Raw genomic sequence first — 13,495 nt, forward strand, 5'->3', positions numbered from 1 at the left:
TGTCCCCGGCCCCGCGAGGAACACCGTGACCCGCCGCTCCGCCCCGCCGGCGACGGCCTTCGTCGCCGCCGGTGTCCTCGCGCTGGCCGCCGCCGGCTGCGGGGCGGCGGGCGAGGGGCGGCTGGAGAGCGCGGGACCGACGTCCACGGCCGTGGGCCCGGTGCGGCTCTGGCCCGGTCTGCCGCCCGCCACGAACCCGCCGATCGACTACGGCGAGACCGACAACGCACGCGTGCCCGGCATCGCCGTCACCGCCGGGGACGTGCGCACCGTCGACCCGATGGCCGTCGTCCGCGCGGAGGTCCACGCCCATCCCGACACGGTCTCGGGCCCGAACGGCGTGTACGCGGGGACGGTACGGGCGATCGGGGCCTGCGCCGGCGGGGCCGGATCCGCGGGGTGCCCGCTCATGGAGCCGTACTACCACGACCTCACCGGTGACGGCCGGGACGAGCTGATCGCGGGGATCCGGCTGCCCGACCAGCAGGTGGCCGTGCTGGTCTACCGGGCCGAGGAGGGCGGGCTCACCCGGGTCATGTCCACCGTCGAGCAGGTCATCAGCGTGGAGCTGGCCGGACGGGACCTGATCATGCGGGTGGGCTCCGCCGGCATCCCGGGATACGAGTACCGCACCGCCTGGTCGTGGGACGAGGACCAGGGCAGCATGCTGCCCGCCCGGGACGAGATCGTCCGCGTCCGGCCGCCCGGAAGCGTGCCCTCCGTCGCCGCCCCGTCCGCGCCGCCCACCCCGCCGGCCACTCCCCGGGCCTCGCCGCCTCCGGTGGCACCCGTTCCCGCGCCCGGGGAGACCGGCCCCGACGGCACCGCGCCCGAGGAGACCGTGCCCGGTTCCGTGCCCGGGGAGACCGCGCCCGCCTCCGACGGGACCGCGCCGTGAGGCTGCCCCGGCCGCCCGCCTGGACGGCGACCCTGACCTGGAAGGCCGCCGTCTTCATCGCGGTGATGTGCTGCGCCCTGGCCGCGCTGCTCGGCGTCCTCGTCCACGTGTCGGTGACCGACCGGACGGTGGACGACTCCCGGGAGAAGGCGCTCGCCCGGCTGACCGAGGCGAGCCGCACGTACGAGGCGGGGGAACCGCTCCCCCGGTTCGCCGCGATCGACCCGCCCGGCCTTCCGGCGGCCCTGCGGGCGCTCGCGCTGCGGGGCGAGCACGGCACGATGGTCGCCGACGACGAGGGGCGGCCGACCATGTGGGCGGCGGGCCCGGCCGACTCCCCGCGGACCGGCGGGGCGGACGGGCCGGCGGCCGTGCGCGCCCTCGCCGTGCGGGTCGACCACACGCAGAGCGCCGAGACGATCGAGGCGCTGGACCGGGCCATCCTCGGTTCCTCCGTGCTCGCCATCGGGACGACGCTGCTGGTGGGCGCCTTCGCCGTCACCCGGGTCACGCGGCGGCTGCACGCCACCGCCCGGGTGGCGCGCCGGATCAGCGCCGGCGATCTCGACGCGCGCGTGGACGATCCGCGCACCAAGGACCCCTCCCGCCCGCAGGACGAGGTGGCGACGGTCTCGGGGGCGCTGGACACGATGGCGTCCTCGCTCCAGCGCAAGCTGCAGAGCGAGCAGCGGTTCACCGCCGATGTCGCGCACGAACTGCGGACCCCGCTGACGGGCCTCTCGGCGGCGGCCGAGCTGCTGCCGGAGGGGCGGCCCTCGGAACTCGTACGGGACCGGGTCCGGGCGATGCGGTCGCTGACCGAGGACCTGCTGGAGATCTCGCGCCTGGACGCGCGCAGCGAGACCGTCGACATGGCGGTGCACCGGCTGGGCCCGGTCGCCGAGCGCGTGGTCCGGGCCTCCGCCGGGGGCGGTCCCCGGCCCGGGACCCCGCCCGCCGGCGCCCCGGCCGAGCTGCGGATCGTGCGCGACGCGGAGGTCGAGACCGACCGGCGGCGCCTGGAACGAGTGCTCGGCAACCTGGTGGCCAACGCCTACCGGCACGGGGCTCCGCCGGTCGTGGTGACCGTCGACGGCCCGCTGGTGACGGTGCGGGACCACGGGCCCGGCTTTCCGGCGTACCTCCTGGAGACGGGACCGCAGCGGTTCCGTACGGAGGGCGGTGGCAAGGGCCACGGTCTCGGCCTGACCATCGCGGCGGGGCAGGCGCGGGTGATCGGCGCGGAGCTGGTCTTCGCGAACCCGGAGGGCGGCGGCGCCGAGGCGCGCCTCCGGCTGCCCCCGTACGAACACGCGGCGGACGGCGGTGAGGCGGCGCGCGGGGGCGCGGGGGACGGAGCCCTGGGGGACGCGGGCCAGGACGGCACGGGCGTGGGCGGCTCAGGCGCGTGAGCGCGGGGCCGCACCCGCCACCCGCACGACGACCGCACGGCACACCGTCACACAAAAGGGACATAGGGCATACGGCTTGCTACGTTGCGCACCATGACCGCACCCCCGAGCCCGGACGCGCCGCCGCTCGGGGTCCGTGTGCCGAAGCGCCGCGGGGTGGAGTTCTGCCTCCTGGTCGGCGCGGTCCTGCTGTCCGTCCTCGGATACGCGGAGGTGGGGCTCGCCCGGAACGGTGCCGTCCCGCCCGACGCCCTCCGGTACGGCGCGGGCCTCGGGCTGCTCGCGCTCGTCGCGCATCTCGCGGTGCGGTTCCGCGCCCCGTACGCCGATCCGCTCCTGCTGCCGATCGCCGTCCTCCTCAACGGTCTCGGCCTGGTCCTCATCTACCGCCTCGACCTGGAGACCCCGCACGACCGGGCGGCGGCGCCCCAGCTGGTCTGGTCGACGCTCGGGGTGGCGCTGTTCATCGTCGTGGTGCTGCTGCTGCGGGACCACCGGACGCTCCAGGGGTACGCGTACGTGTCGGTGGCCGCCGCCCTGGCGCTGATGATCCTGCCGATCTTCTTCCCCGCCGTGAACGGCGCCCGGATCTGGATCCGGATCGGCGGGCTGTCCTTCCAGCCCGGGGAGTTCGCGAAGATCCTGCTGGCGGTGTTCTTCGCCGCGTATCTGGCCGCCAACCGCCACGCGCTCGCCTACACCGGCCGCCGGTTCCGGCAGCTGCGGTTCCCCACCTGGCGGGTGCTGGGGCCGATCGTGGCGATCTGGGTGCTCAGCGTCGGCGTCCTCGTCCTGGAACGGGACCTCGGCACCTCGCTCCTCTTCTTCGGACTGTTCGTGATCATGCTGTACGTGGCGACGGGCCGGACCGGCTGGATCGCGATCGGCCTGGTCCTCGCCTCCGCCGGGGCCTTCCTCATCGGCTCGGTCGAACCGCACGTGCACAGCCGGGTGGAGGACTGGCTCGACCCCTTCGCCTCGATCCGTGCGGGCGAGGGACCGGGGCAGCTGGCCCAGTCCCTGTTCTCCTTCGCCGCCGGCGGGATGCTCGGCACGGGGCTCGGACTCGGCCACTCCGTCCTGATCGGCTTCGCGACCAAGTCGGACTTCATCCTCGCCACGGCCGGGGAGGAACTGGGGCTCCTCGGCCTCACCGCCCTCTTCGTCCTCTACGCGCTGCTCGTCGGCCGCGGTTTCCAGGCCGGCCTGTCGCTGCGCGACGCCTTCGGCCGGCTCCTGGCGACCGGGCTCGCCTCGATCGTCGCGCTCCAGGTGTTCGTGATCGCCGGCGGGGTGATGGGGCTGATCCCGCTGACCGGCATGGCGATGCCGTTCCTGGCGCAGGGCGGTTCGTCGGTGGTGACCAACTGGATGATCGTGGCGCTCCTGATCCGGGTCAGCGACTCGGCGCGCGCCCCGCTGCCCGAGGCGGCGGAGACGGGACCGGCCGCACCGGTGCGGGAGGGCGTGCGGTGATCCGGTACATCCGGCGGGCGGCGGTGCTCTGTCTCCTCCTCCTCGTCGCGCTGCTGGTGAACGCGGCCCGGGTGATGGTCTTCGAGGCGGCGGAGCTGGACGGCAACCCGGCCAACCGGCGGATCGCCATCCAGCGCTACGCGCAGCCGCGCGGGGAGATCGTCGTGGACGGCCGCCCCGTGACGGGCTCCCGCGACAGCGGGCAGCAGCTGCGCTGGGAGCGGACGTACCGCGAGGGGCCGATGTACGCCCCGCTGACCGGTTACGCCTCGCAGACGTACGGCACCACGCTCGTCGAGCACGCGGAGGACGCCGTCCTGGCCGGTACGGATCCGATGCTGGCGCCGCTGCCGCTGTGGAACGACCCGCTGCGGGGCCGGCGGCCGGGCGGGGACGTGATCACGACGATCCGCTCCTCGATGCAGGCGGCGGCCTTCCGGGGGCTCGACGGCAAGCGGGGCGCGGTGGTGGCCCTGGAGCCGCACAGCGGCCGGATCCTGGCGCTGGTCAGTTCGCCCTCGTACGACCCGGGGGTCCTGTCGGGGACGGGCCGGGCGGTGAAGGACGCCTGGCGGCGGCTGAACTCCTCGCCGAACCAGCCGATGCTGAACCGGGCGCTGCGCCAGACGTATCCGCCGGGCTCCACCTTCAAGATCGTGACGGCGGCGGCCGCGCTCGACGCGGGGGCGGTGCGGGACGTGGAGGCACCCACGGACACCCCGGACCCCTTCGTGCTCCCGGGCACCCGGCAGGTGCTGCCCAACGAGGCGAAGGGGTGCGGGGACGCGTCGCTGGCGTACGCGATCCAGTGGTCGTGCAACACGGTGATGGCCGGGCTCGGGGTGGAGGTGGGGGCGGCGGGGATGGTGGAGGCGGTGGAACGCTTCGGCTTCAACGACACCGGGCTGCGCGTGCCGTCCTGGGTGGCGCGGTCGAACTTCGACCGGGGGATGAGCCCGGACCAGCTCGCGCTCTCCTCGATCGGGCAGTTCGACACGACGGCGACGCCGTTGCAGATGGCGATGGTGGCGGCGGCGGTGGCCAACCACGGCGAGATCGCCCACCCGTACCTGGTCGACCGGACGACGACCTCCGGCGGGACGACCGTGGGCCGGACGGCGCGCCGCACCTACCGGCAGGCGATGACCCCGTCGACGGCCGTCCAGCTCCAGCGGCTGATGGTCCGCGCGGTGGAGGAGGGGACGGGGGGCAACGCGGCGATCCCCGGGGCGCGGGTCGGCGGCAAGACCGGCACGGCGCAGCACGGGTTCGGCAACACCGGGACGCCGTACGCCTGGTTCATCGCCTGGGCGCAGGCTCTGGACGCGGCGCAGCCGGCGGTGGCGGTCGCGGTCGTCGTGGAGGACGCCGAGGCCTCCCGTACGGACATCAGCGGCGGTGGCAGCGCGGCCCCGGTCGCCCGGGCGGTGATGGCGGAGGCGCTGCGCCTGGAGGCGGAGGCGCGCGGCCGGGGCGCGGGCGGCGCCTCCGCGGCGGGCCGGGCCGGGGCCGTGAAGTAGCGGCGACCGCCCGCGGGGGCAGGCGCGACTTCACGGCCACGGCTCAGGGCCGGACGTACGGCCGCGTCATGACCTCCATGTTGTGGCCGTCCGGGTCGGCGAAGTAGGCGCCGCGGCCCCCGAAGAGGCGGTTGATCCGGCCGGGTTGGGTGTGGGCGGGGTCGGCGTAGTAGGTGACCCCGACCGCCTCCAGGCGGGCGATGACGCCGTCGAACCGTTCCTCGGGGACGAGGAAGGCGTAGTGCTGGGACTGGATCGGCTCGTTCCTCTGCTCGTAGTAGTCGAGCGTCACGCCGTTGTCGAGATCGACGGGCAGGAACGGGCCGAAGGGGGCGCCGACCCGCAGGCCCAGGACCGCCGCGAGGAACTCGGCGGACAGGTACCGGTCGCTCGCGTGGACGACGGTGTGGTTCAGCTGGACGCCGGCCGGGGACGGCTCGGGCGCGTGCGGATGCGGTGGGGGAACGGACATGGGTGAGGTGTCTCCGGTCGTGTGAGGTGCGGGGAAGGGCGCCCGGGGCGCGGGCCGCGAAGACGCGGAGAAGGAGGGCGGGCCTCTCGCCCGCCCCGGCCTCACGCCGGAGCCGGGACCCTCACTCGTGCGTGGCCCATGGCCGACCCGGCAGTCACCCGCCCGACCCTAGTGACCGTCCCGGGCGGAGGCAAGATCGTTTCCCGGTCCGCGCGGGCGGGGCCGGGCCGCCGCCGGGTACGCCCGGGTGCCCCGCGCTACTCCGCCGCCGCGCCCTGGGCTATCGCCTCCTCCACCTCCGCCACCCGCTCGCGCTCCTCGCGCGCGAAACGCTCCGCGTCCAGGCGTTCCGCGATCTCCTCGTCCTGGGCCATGAGGAGGTCCAGGTTGGAGTCGCCGAGCTCGAAGACTCCCATGTCCAGGTAGGCCTTCTGGAGCCGCTCGCCCCACAGGCCGATGTCCTTCACGCAGGGGACGATGCGGCTGAAGAGGAGCTTGCGGAAGAGGTGCAGGAAGGCGCTCCGCTCGCTCATCTCCTCGGCCTCCTTCTTCGGGATGCCGAAGTTCTCCAGGACCTCGACCCCGCGCAGCCGGTCGCGCATGAGGTAGCAGCCCTCGATGACGAACTCCTCGCGCTCGCGCAGTTCGGCGTCGGTGAGCTGCTTGTAGTAGTCACGCAGGGCCATCCGGCCGAAGGCCACGTGCCGGGCCTCGTCCTGCATGACGTAGGCGAGGATCTGCTTGGGCAGCGGCTTGTCGGTGGTGTCGCGGATCATGCCGAAGGCGGCGAGGGCGAGGCCTTCGATGAGGACCTGCATGCCGAGGTAGGGCATGTCCCACCGGGAGTCGCGCAGGGTGTCGGAGAGGAGCCCCTGGAGGTTGTCGTTGATCGGGTAGAGCATCCCGATCTTCTCGTGGAGGAAGCGGCCGTATATCTCGGCGTGCCGGGCCTCGTCCATGGTCTGGGTGGCCGAGTAGAACTTGGCGTCCATGTCGGGGGCGGACTCGACGATCCGGGCGGCGCAGATCATGGCCCCCTGCTCGCCGTGGAGGAACTGGCTGAACTGCCAGGAGGCGTAGTGGCGGCGCAGCTCGCCCTTGTCCTTCTCCGAGAGCTTGGCCCAGTGGCGGGTGCCGTGGAGGGTCATGGCCTCGTCGGGGGTGCCCAGGGGGTCGTACGGGTCGACCTCCAGGTCCCAGTCGATGCGCAGGTCCCCGTCCCACTGCTTGTCCTTGCCCTTCCGGTACAGGGCGAGGAGCCGGTCGCGGCCCGTGTCCTCCATATCGTATTCCCAGGTGAAGCGGGCGCCGGAGCCCGGCGAGGGCACCTCCCAGCGCGGCGCTCCCGGGGGGTTCGCATAGAGGTCGTGGGTCGACACTGACGACTCCTTACTGCCGTTTTCCGAGCAGGCTCACACGGTGTGGACGGGGCGGTCAACAAGTCCCGCACGGGGGATTGACCCCCCTGCTGACGGGCGGTCTCATAAGGAGATACCCCGGGTAACCCCGGTCGATCCGTGGACGTGACGGCGAGCGCGACGAGGTGCCCTGATCATGACTTCCTTCACCGAGCCCGACTTCTCACTCCTCCGGGACGCCCTGGGGCCGCTGCGCGACCGGGAACAGGTCGCCGAGCGTCTCCTGGAGTCCTCCCGCAAGCACTCCTTCGACCCGGACACCGAGCTGGACTGGGACAGCCCATTCGAGGACGGCGCGTGGTTCTGGCCGCCGGAGCTCGTCTCCCTCTACGACACGCCGCTGTGGCGGCGGATGTCCGAGGAACAGAGGATCGACCTCTCACGTCACGAGGCCGCCTCGCTCGCCTCGCTCGGCATCTGGTTCGAGATCATTCTGATGCAGCTGCTCGTGCGGCACATCTACGACAAGTCACTGACCAGTCATCACGTGCGTTACGCGCTCACCGAGATCGCCGACGAGTGCCGGCACTCGATGATGTTCGCCCGGCTGATCCGGCGCGGCGGCACGCCCGCGTACCCGGTACCGCGGCTCTACCACAATCTCGCGCGCCTCCTGAAGACCGTCTCCACCACCCCGGGCTCCTTCGCCGCCACCCTCCTCGGCGAGGAGATCCTCGACTGGATGCAGCGCCTGACCTTCCCGGACGAGCGGGTGCAGCCGCTCGTCCGCGGCGTCACCCGCATCCACGTCGTGGAGGAGGCCCGGCACGTCCGGTACGCCCGTGAGGAGCTGCGCCGCCAGATGGTGACGGCCCCGCGCTGGGAGCAGGAGTTCACCCGGCTGAGCTGCGGCGAGGCCGCGCGGGTCTTCTCCGTCTGTTTCGTCAACCCGGGGGTGTACGAGGCGGTGGGCCTGGACCGGCGGGAGGCGGTGGCCCAGGTGAGGGCGAGCGGGCACCGCCGGGAGGTCATGCGGACCGGCGCCGGGCGCCTGACGGACTTCCTCGACGATATCGGCGTCCTGCGCGGCCCGGGCCGCCGGCTGTGGAAGTCCTCCGGGCTGCTGGCCTGAGGTGCGGGGCGGCGGCCGGTTCCCCGCGCACCGGGGCCGGGGCGCGGGGGCCGGGGTTACGCTGCGGGCATGACGAGCGCCGCTTCTCCCGCGTACCGCAGGCTCGGCGTCGAGGAGCGGCGCGGCCAGCTCCTCGCCGCGGCTCTGGGACTCTTCGCCCACCGGCCGCCCGACGAGGTGTCGCTCGACGACGTCGCGGAGGCGGCCGGGGTCTCGCGCCCTCTCGTCTACCGCTACTTCCCCGGCGGCAAGCAGCAGTTGTACGAGGCGGCCCTGCGCTCCTCCGCCGACGTGCTGAACCGGTGCTTCACCGAGCCGCCGGCCGGACCGCCCACGGAACGGCTCGGCCGGGTCCTCGACCGTTACCTGGCCTTCGTGGACGAGCACGACGCCGGGTTCAGCGCGCTGCTGCGCGGCGGCAGCGTCGTGGAGACCTCCCGGACGACCGCGATCGTGGACGAGGTGCGCCGGGCCGCCGCCGAGCAGATCTACGTCCACCTGGCGGCGGAGCGGCCGGGACCCCGGCTGCGGATGCTGGTGCGGACCTGGATCGCGGCCGTCGAGGCGGCCTCGCTGATCTGGCTGGACGAGGGCAAGCAGCCGCCGCCCGGCGAGCTGCGCGACTGGCTGGTGGACCAGCTGGTCGCCCTGCTGGCCGCCGGCACGGCGAGCGACGCGGAGACCGCCGGGGTGGTCACGCGCCTGCTGGCCCAGGAGACGCCGGACGGCCCGGTGGCGAGCCTGGCCCGCCGGGTGATCCCGGTCGTGGGGAAGGCCGCCCATCTGCTGTGACCGAGGGGTCGGGAGAGACTGGAGGGGTGAGAAGCGAGAACACCCCTTTCCGCGGCGGTCCTCTGGACGGCCGGGTCCTGCCCGTCCTGGTCGGACCGACCGGTCACCCGCCCAAGTGGTACGAGGTGCCGGTGCCGGCCCACGACGGCCGGCCGCCGACCGTGTACGCGTACCGCCGCGAACCGGCCGGCCACACCAGGCGGCTGGGGCTCCCGCGCGGGTGGGTGTACGTGTACGCCCCCGAGGGGCGGGAGCGGCGCGAGCTCAAGTGGCCCTGGTCGAAGCCGGCCCCGGCGGCGGAGCCGCGGCGGGACCCGGAGCCGAACGGGTGATGCGGCCGGGCGCGCCCCGCTTCGTACGGTAATCGGATGAAGTGACGCGTCATCATCCCGGTGGAGGTGATGACGACGTGTCGCGACGGCTGCTGCGCACGGTCTGCACGGGGGTGCTCGCCGCGACGACCGCGCTGACGCCGGTCTCGGGCCTGGCGGAACCGGCGGGAGCCACCGCCGCGCCGGCCGGTCCGCCCGTGGTCCCGCCCGCCGGCCTGCGGACAGGGCCCGCCGCGCCACCGGCGGCGGCCCCTGCGGCCCCGGACGCCGACCCCCCCGCCGGTGCACCGGATGCCGGTGAGCGCGCCTCCGGCGAACCGCCCACGCGGAAGCCCGCCCCTGCCGAGCCGCCGCCCGCACGGAAGCCCGCCCCCGGCGAGGAACCGCCCTCCGGCGAGCCCGCCCCCGGCGAACCGCCCCCGGCGGCACCGCCCGGTGCAGAGCCCGCCCCCGGGGAGCCCTCCTCCCCCGCCGGGGACGACGACGCCGCCGCGCTCCCGCCCTCCGGGGGTGACTCCGTCGCCACGCTCCTGACCCGGCTCCGGACGCTCTACCGGCAGGCCGAGGAGGCCACCGAGCGGTACAACGCCACGGCGGAGGCACTGAAGCTCCGGACCGCCGACACCAAGAAGGTCACGGCCGGACTCACCGCCACCCGCGAGGCCCTCGCCCGCGCGCGGGACGAGGCCGGGCGGCTCGCGCGGGAGCAGTACCAGGGCCGGTCCGCCCTCTCCCCCGCCCTGCGGCTCCTCCTCGCCCCCGACCCCCGGGCCGCCCTGGACCAGGGCCATCTGATGGCACGCGCCGCCCGTGACCGGGCCGCGACGGTCAGCCGGCTGCGCGACGCGGAGCGGCGGGCCGCCACGCTCGCCGCCGCCTCCGCCGAGGCACTGGAACGGCAGCGGGAACTCACCGCACGGCAGCGGACCGAGCACGCGCGGGTCATGGCCCGGCTCCGGGAGGTCGAGCGGCTGCTCGCCTCGCTCTCCCCCGCGCAGCTGACCCGGCTGACCGAGCTGGAGCGGGCGCAGACGGCGGGCGCCCAGCGCACCCTGCTGGACTCGGGGGTCCTCGACGGCCTCCGCACCCCGTCCCGCGCGGGCGCGGCGGCCCTCCGCTTCGCGGTGGACCGGATCGGCACCCCGTACGCGTGGGGGGCGGAGGGCCCGGACGCGTACGACTGCTCGGGGCTGACGCGGCGGGCCTGGGCGGCGGCCGGCCGGGACATCCCGCGCACCAGCCAGGAGCAGTGGGCCCGGCTGCCCCGGGTCCCGCTGACCGAGCTGCGCCCGGGCGATCTCGTGGTCTACTTCCCCGGCGCCACCCATGTCGCCCTCTACCTGGGCGAGGGACTGGTGGTGCACGCGCCGCGGCCCGGCGGCCGGGTGAAGGTCTCCCCCGTCGCCGCGAACCCGCTCCTCGGCGCCGTACGCCCCGACCCGGACGGGACGGCGCTGCCCTCCTACGTACCCCCGGAGCTTCCTGCGGGCGCGCGGGACGGCGCGGACGAGGGGTACGACGCGACGGCCTGAGCGGGGAGACGCGCCGCCCGGGCTCACTCGAAGAGGGAGAGGAGGCCCTTCAGCCAGATGCCGGCCATCACGGTGCCGCCGAGGAACGCCCCGACGGTGACCACGACGCAGCCGGACCGGCCACCTTCTTCCACCGGTCCGTGGCCGTCGAACGGGACCGGCTCGTCCCAGGCCACCGGTCGCCCCACCTCGGCCGCGCAGGCCTCCCGGACCTCGGCGAGCCGGTCCGCCGCGAAGGGGGTGGCCGCGAGCGCCTCCGGCCCCCGCCAGGCGAGGGCCTTCATGCGCCACCGGGCGGAGACGTACCGCCGCTCGAAGGCGGCGGTCTCCTGCGGGTCGCGGTCCTCCTCGAGGTACATCCAGCGCCCGGCCTCGGCCGCGTCCCCGTACAGCCGGTACACCGCGGCGAGCCGGCGGCGCAGCGTCAGGTCCCACGGGTACGACCCGACGAGGCCGCGCAGGCGCTGCCGCGCCAGGGGCACGCGGCCGGCGGCCAGGTCGGCGTCCACCCGGGCCAGGGTCTCGTCGAGGGGCATGGCCCCCATGATCCCCGGACCGCCTCCCCGTTCTCGACCGGTTTTCGCCGGCGGGGAGGCACGGCACTGCCTCAGGCGCCGGTGAGCGACGCCAGGTAGGCGTTCGTCCTCTCGGGGTCGTAGAAGAAGTTCTCGAAGTCCGCCGGGTCGTTGAAGCCGTTGGCGAAGCGGTCGGCGGCCGGCTGGAGCTGTCCCGCCGCGCCGAGGAGGTTCAGGACGTGCTCCGGCGGCGGGGCGAGCATGGCGTTGGTCCACTTCGTGACGTGCTGGGCCGTCTGCCAGTAGCGGTCGAAGGTGGCCCGCATCCACTCCTCGTCGAAGGGGCGGTCGCCGTGCTCCACGATGGCGGCCAGGTACGCGGCGGCGCACTTGGAGGCCGAGTTGGAGCCCTGGCCGGTGATGGGGTCGTTGGCGACGACCACGTCGGCGACGCCGAGGACCAGGCCGCCCCCGGGCAGCCGGCCGACGGGGTTGCGGACGGTCGGCGCGTACCGGCCGGCGAGGGTGCCGCCCGCGTCGGTGAGTTCGACCTTGGTGGCGCGCGCGTACTCCCAGGGCGTGAACCGCTCCATCAGCTCCAGCGTCAGCGCCAGGTGCTCCGAGGGGTCCTTGACACCCTGGAAGACGTCGAGCGGGCCGCCGGGCACCCCCTCCCAGAAGAGGATGTCGGCGCGGCCGCCGGTGGTGAGGGTCGGCATGACGAAGAGTTCGCCGACGCCGGGGACGACGTTGCAGCGCACCGCGTCGAAGTCGGGGTGCTCGGGGCGCGGGCCGAGGCCGTGGACGTAGGCGACGGCGAGGGCGCGCTGCGGTTCGCTGTACGGGGAGCGGGAGGCGTCCCGGCCGAACATGGAGACCAGCTCGCCCTTGCCGGCGGCGACGAGCACCAGGTCGTAGCGGCGGGCGAAGAAGTCGAGGTCGCCGACGGCGGCGCCGTGGATGACGAGCTGGCCGCCGCGCTGGGCGAAGGTCTCCATCCAGCCGGCCATCTTCACGCGCTGGTCGACGGACTGGGCGTAGCCGTCGAGCTTGCCGACCCAGTCGATCGCGCGGCCGCCGTCGGGGGCGGCGACGGAGACGCCGAGGCCCTCGATCCTCGGGGCCTGCGACTCCCAGAAGTTGAGGCCGAGGTCGCGCTCGTGCTGGAGGGCGGTGTGGAACATGCACTGGGTGGACATGACCCGGCCGGAGCGGATCTCGTCCGCCGTCCGGTTCGACATGAGGGTGACCTCGTAGCCCTGCGACTGGAGGCCGAGGGCGAGCTGAAGACCGGACTGTCCGGCCCCGACTATGAGTATCTTCCGCATGGGTGGTGCTCCTGGCGTGACGTGACGGGGAGGGCTATTCGGGGGTGGCTTCGAGCGCGTGGGCGACCATGGCGAGCAGGGTCTCCACGACGCTGTAGCGCTTGCGCGCGTCCATGATCACCACGGGGACGTGCGGGGGCACCGTCAGGGCCTCCCGTACGTCCTCCACCTCGAACCGCTCGGTGCCCTCGAAGTGGTTGACGGCCACGATGTACGGGAGCCCGCAGCTCTCGAAGTAGTCGAGGGCCGGGAAGCAGTCGGTGAGCCGGCGGGTGTCGGCGAGCACGATCGCGCCGATCGCCCCGCGCACCAGGTCGTCCCACATGAACCAGAAGCGCTGCTGGCCGGGCGTGCCGAACACGTACAGGACGAGGTCGTTGTCGAGCGTGATCCGGCCGAAGTCCATCGCCACGGTCGTGGTCAGCTTGTCGGGCGTGGCCGTGAGGTCGTCGGTGTCCTCGCTGGCCCGGGTCATCAGGGCCTCGGTCTGGAGCGGGGTGATCTCCGAGACCGCGCGGACGAAGGTGGTCTTGCCGACGCCGAAGCCGCCCGCGACCACGATCTTCGTGGCGATCGGGGCGCGGCTGTGGTCCAGCTGCCAGTCCTGGGCGCCCTCCTCGGGGTCGGCGCCGGCGTCCGGGCCGGCCAGGGGGTCCCCGGCCCGCGGCTGGGCGGGGACGGTGACGGTGACCGCCGCGGGCTCGGGGACGACGGCGGTGTCCGCCGGT

General features: G+C 74.4%; 13 protein-coding genes. 8 read left to right on the forward strand and 5 right to left on the reverse strand.

Annotation, left to right across the window (positions count from 1 at the left end):
* The first annotated feature begins 25 nt into the window (after positions 1 to 25).
* The 4 genes from ACFY60_RS01735 to ACFY60_RS01750 all read left to right on the forward strand — a co-directional run bounded on the left by ACFY60_RS01735 (position 26) and on the right by ACFY60_RS01750 (position 5,306).
* Positions 26 to 898 carry a hypothetical protein gene (locus ACFY60_RS01735; protein ID WP_388607652.1) on the forward strand — a complete coding sequence of 291 codons (873 nt, stop codon included), beginning with the start codon at positions 26 to 28 and terminating at the stop codon, positions 896 to 898.
* Positions 895 to 2,310 carry an ATP-binding protein gene (locus tag ACFY60_RS01740; protein WP_388607650.1) on the forward strand — a complete coding sequence of 472 codons (1,416 nt, stop codon included), beginning with the start codon at positions 895 to 897 and terminating at the stop codon, positions 2,308 to 2,310. The genes ACFY60_RS01735 and ACFY60_RS01740 overlap by 4 nt, the downstream gene beginning before the upstream one ends.
* A 93-nt stretch (positions 2,311 to 2,403) precedes the next feature.
* The gene (locus ACFY60_RS01745) at positions 2,404 to 3,786 is read left to right on the forward strand and encodes an FtsW/RodA/SpoVE family cell cycle protein (protein WP_388607648.1); all 1,383 of its coding nucleotides are present in this window, start codon (positions 2,404 to 2,406) and stop codon (positions 3,784 to 3,786) included.
* On the forward strand, positions 3,783 to 5,306 hold the full coding sequence (locus ACFY60_RS01750; protein WP_388607646.1) for a penicillin-binding transpeptidase domain-containing protein: 1,524 nt from the start codon (positions 3,783 to 3,785) through the stop codon (positions 5,304 to 5,306). The genes ACFY60_RS01745 and ACFY60_RS01750 overlap by 4 nt, the downstream gene beginning before the upstream one ends.
* A 43-nt stretch (positions 5,307 to 5,349) precedes the next feature.
* Here ACFY60_RS01750 and ACFY60_RS01755 read toward each other — a convergent pair whose 3' ends face one another.
* On the reverse strand, positions 5,350 to 5,778 hold the full coding sequence (locus tag ACFY60_RS01755) for a VOC family protein (RefSeq protein ID WP_388607644.1): 429 nt from the start codon (positions 5,776 to 5,778) through the stop codon (positions 5,350 to 5,352).
* 257 nt (positions 5,779 to 6,035) lie between these two features.
* Positions 6,036 to 7,157 carry a ferritin-like domain-containing protein gene (locus ACFY60_RS01760; protein WP_388607642.1) on the reverse strand — a complete coding sequence of 374 codons (1,122 nt, stop codon included), beginning with the start codon at positions 7,155 to 7,157 and terminating at the stop codon, positions 6,036 to 6,038.
* A gap of 175 nt (positions 7,158 to 7,332) precedes the next feature.
* Between ACFY60_RS01760 and ACFY60_RS01765 the strand changes: the two genes are divergently transcribed.
* The 4 genes from ACFY60_RS01765 (at position 7,333) to ACFY60_RS01780 (ending at position 10,924) form a co-directional block, all read left to right on the forward strand.
* Positions 7,333 to 8,268 (forward strand): diiron oxygenase, encoded by a 936-nt coding sequence (locus ACFY60_RS01765; protein WP_388607640.1) that lies wholly within the window; start codon positions 7,333 to 7,335, stop codon positions 8,266 to 8,268.
* 69 nt (positions 8,269 to 8,337) lie between these two features.
* Positions 8,338 to 9,060 carry a TetR/AcrR family transcriptional regulator gene (locus ACFY60_RS01770; protein WP_388607638.1) on the forward strand — a complete coding sequence of 241 codons (723 nt, stop codon included), beginning with the start codon at positions 8,338 to 8,340 and terminating at the stop codon, positions 9,058 to 9,060.
* Between the two features lie 26 nt (positions 9,061 to 9,086).
* On the forward strand, positions 9,087 to 9,392 hold the full coding sequence (locus ACFY60_RS01775; RefSeq protein ID WP_388607636.1) for a hypothetical protein: 306 nt from the start codon (positions 9,087 to 9,089) through the stop codon (positions 9,390 to 9,392).
* A gap of 77 nt (positions 9,393 to 9,469) precedes the next feature.
* Positions 9,470 to 10,924, forward strand: coding sequence for a C40 family peptidase (locus ACFY60_RS01780; protein ID WP_388607634.1), 1,455 nt, complete (start codon positions 9,470 to 9,472; stop codon positions 10,922 to 10,924).
* Positions 10,925 to 10,947: 23 nt separating this feature from the next.
* On the opposite strand, the gene ACFY60_RS01785 is transcribed toward ACFY60_RS01780, so the two are convergent.
* The 3 genes from ACFY60_RS01785 to ACFY60_RS01795 form a co-directional block, all read right to left on the reverse strand.
* Positions 10,948 to 11,460 (reverse strand): DUF6584 family protein, encoded by a 513-nt coding sequence (locus tag ACFY60_RS01785; protein ID WP_388607632.1) that lies wholly within the window; start codon positions 11,458 to 11,460, stop codon positions 10,948 to 10,950.
* A 71-nt stretch (positions 11,461 to 11,531) separates the two neighbouring features.
* Positions 11,532 to 12,767, reverse strand: coding sequence for a styrene monooxygenase/indole monooxygenase family protein (locus ACFY60_RS01790; RefSeq protein ID WP_309054098.1), 1,236 nt, complete (start codon positions 12,765 to 12,767; stop codon positions 11,532 to 11,534).
* A gap of 34 nt (positions 12,768 to 12,801) precedes the next feature.
* The gene (locus ACFY60_RS01795) at positions 12,802 to 13,416 is read right to left on the reverse strand and encodes an ATP/GTP-binding protein (protein ID WP_388608155.1); all 615 of its coding nucleotides are present in this window, start codon (positions 13,414 to 13,416) and stop codon (positions 12,802 to 12,804) included.
* Positions 13,417 to 13,495 lie beyond the last annotated feature (79 nt).

This window comes from Streptomyces sp. NPDC012827 (genome assembly GCF_042900905.1).
GTDB lineage: Bacteria > Actinomycetota > Actinomycetes > Streptomycetales > Streptomycetaceae > Streptomyces > Streptomyces gulbargensis.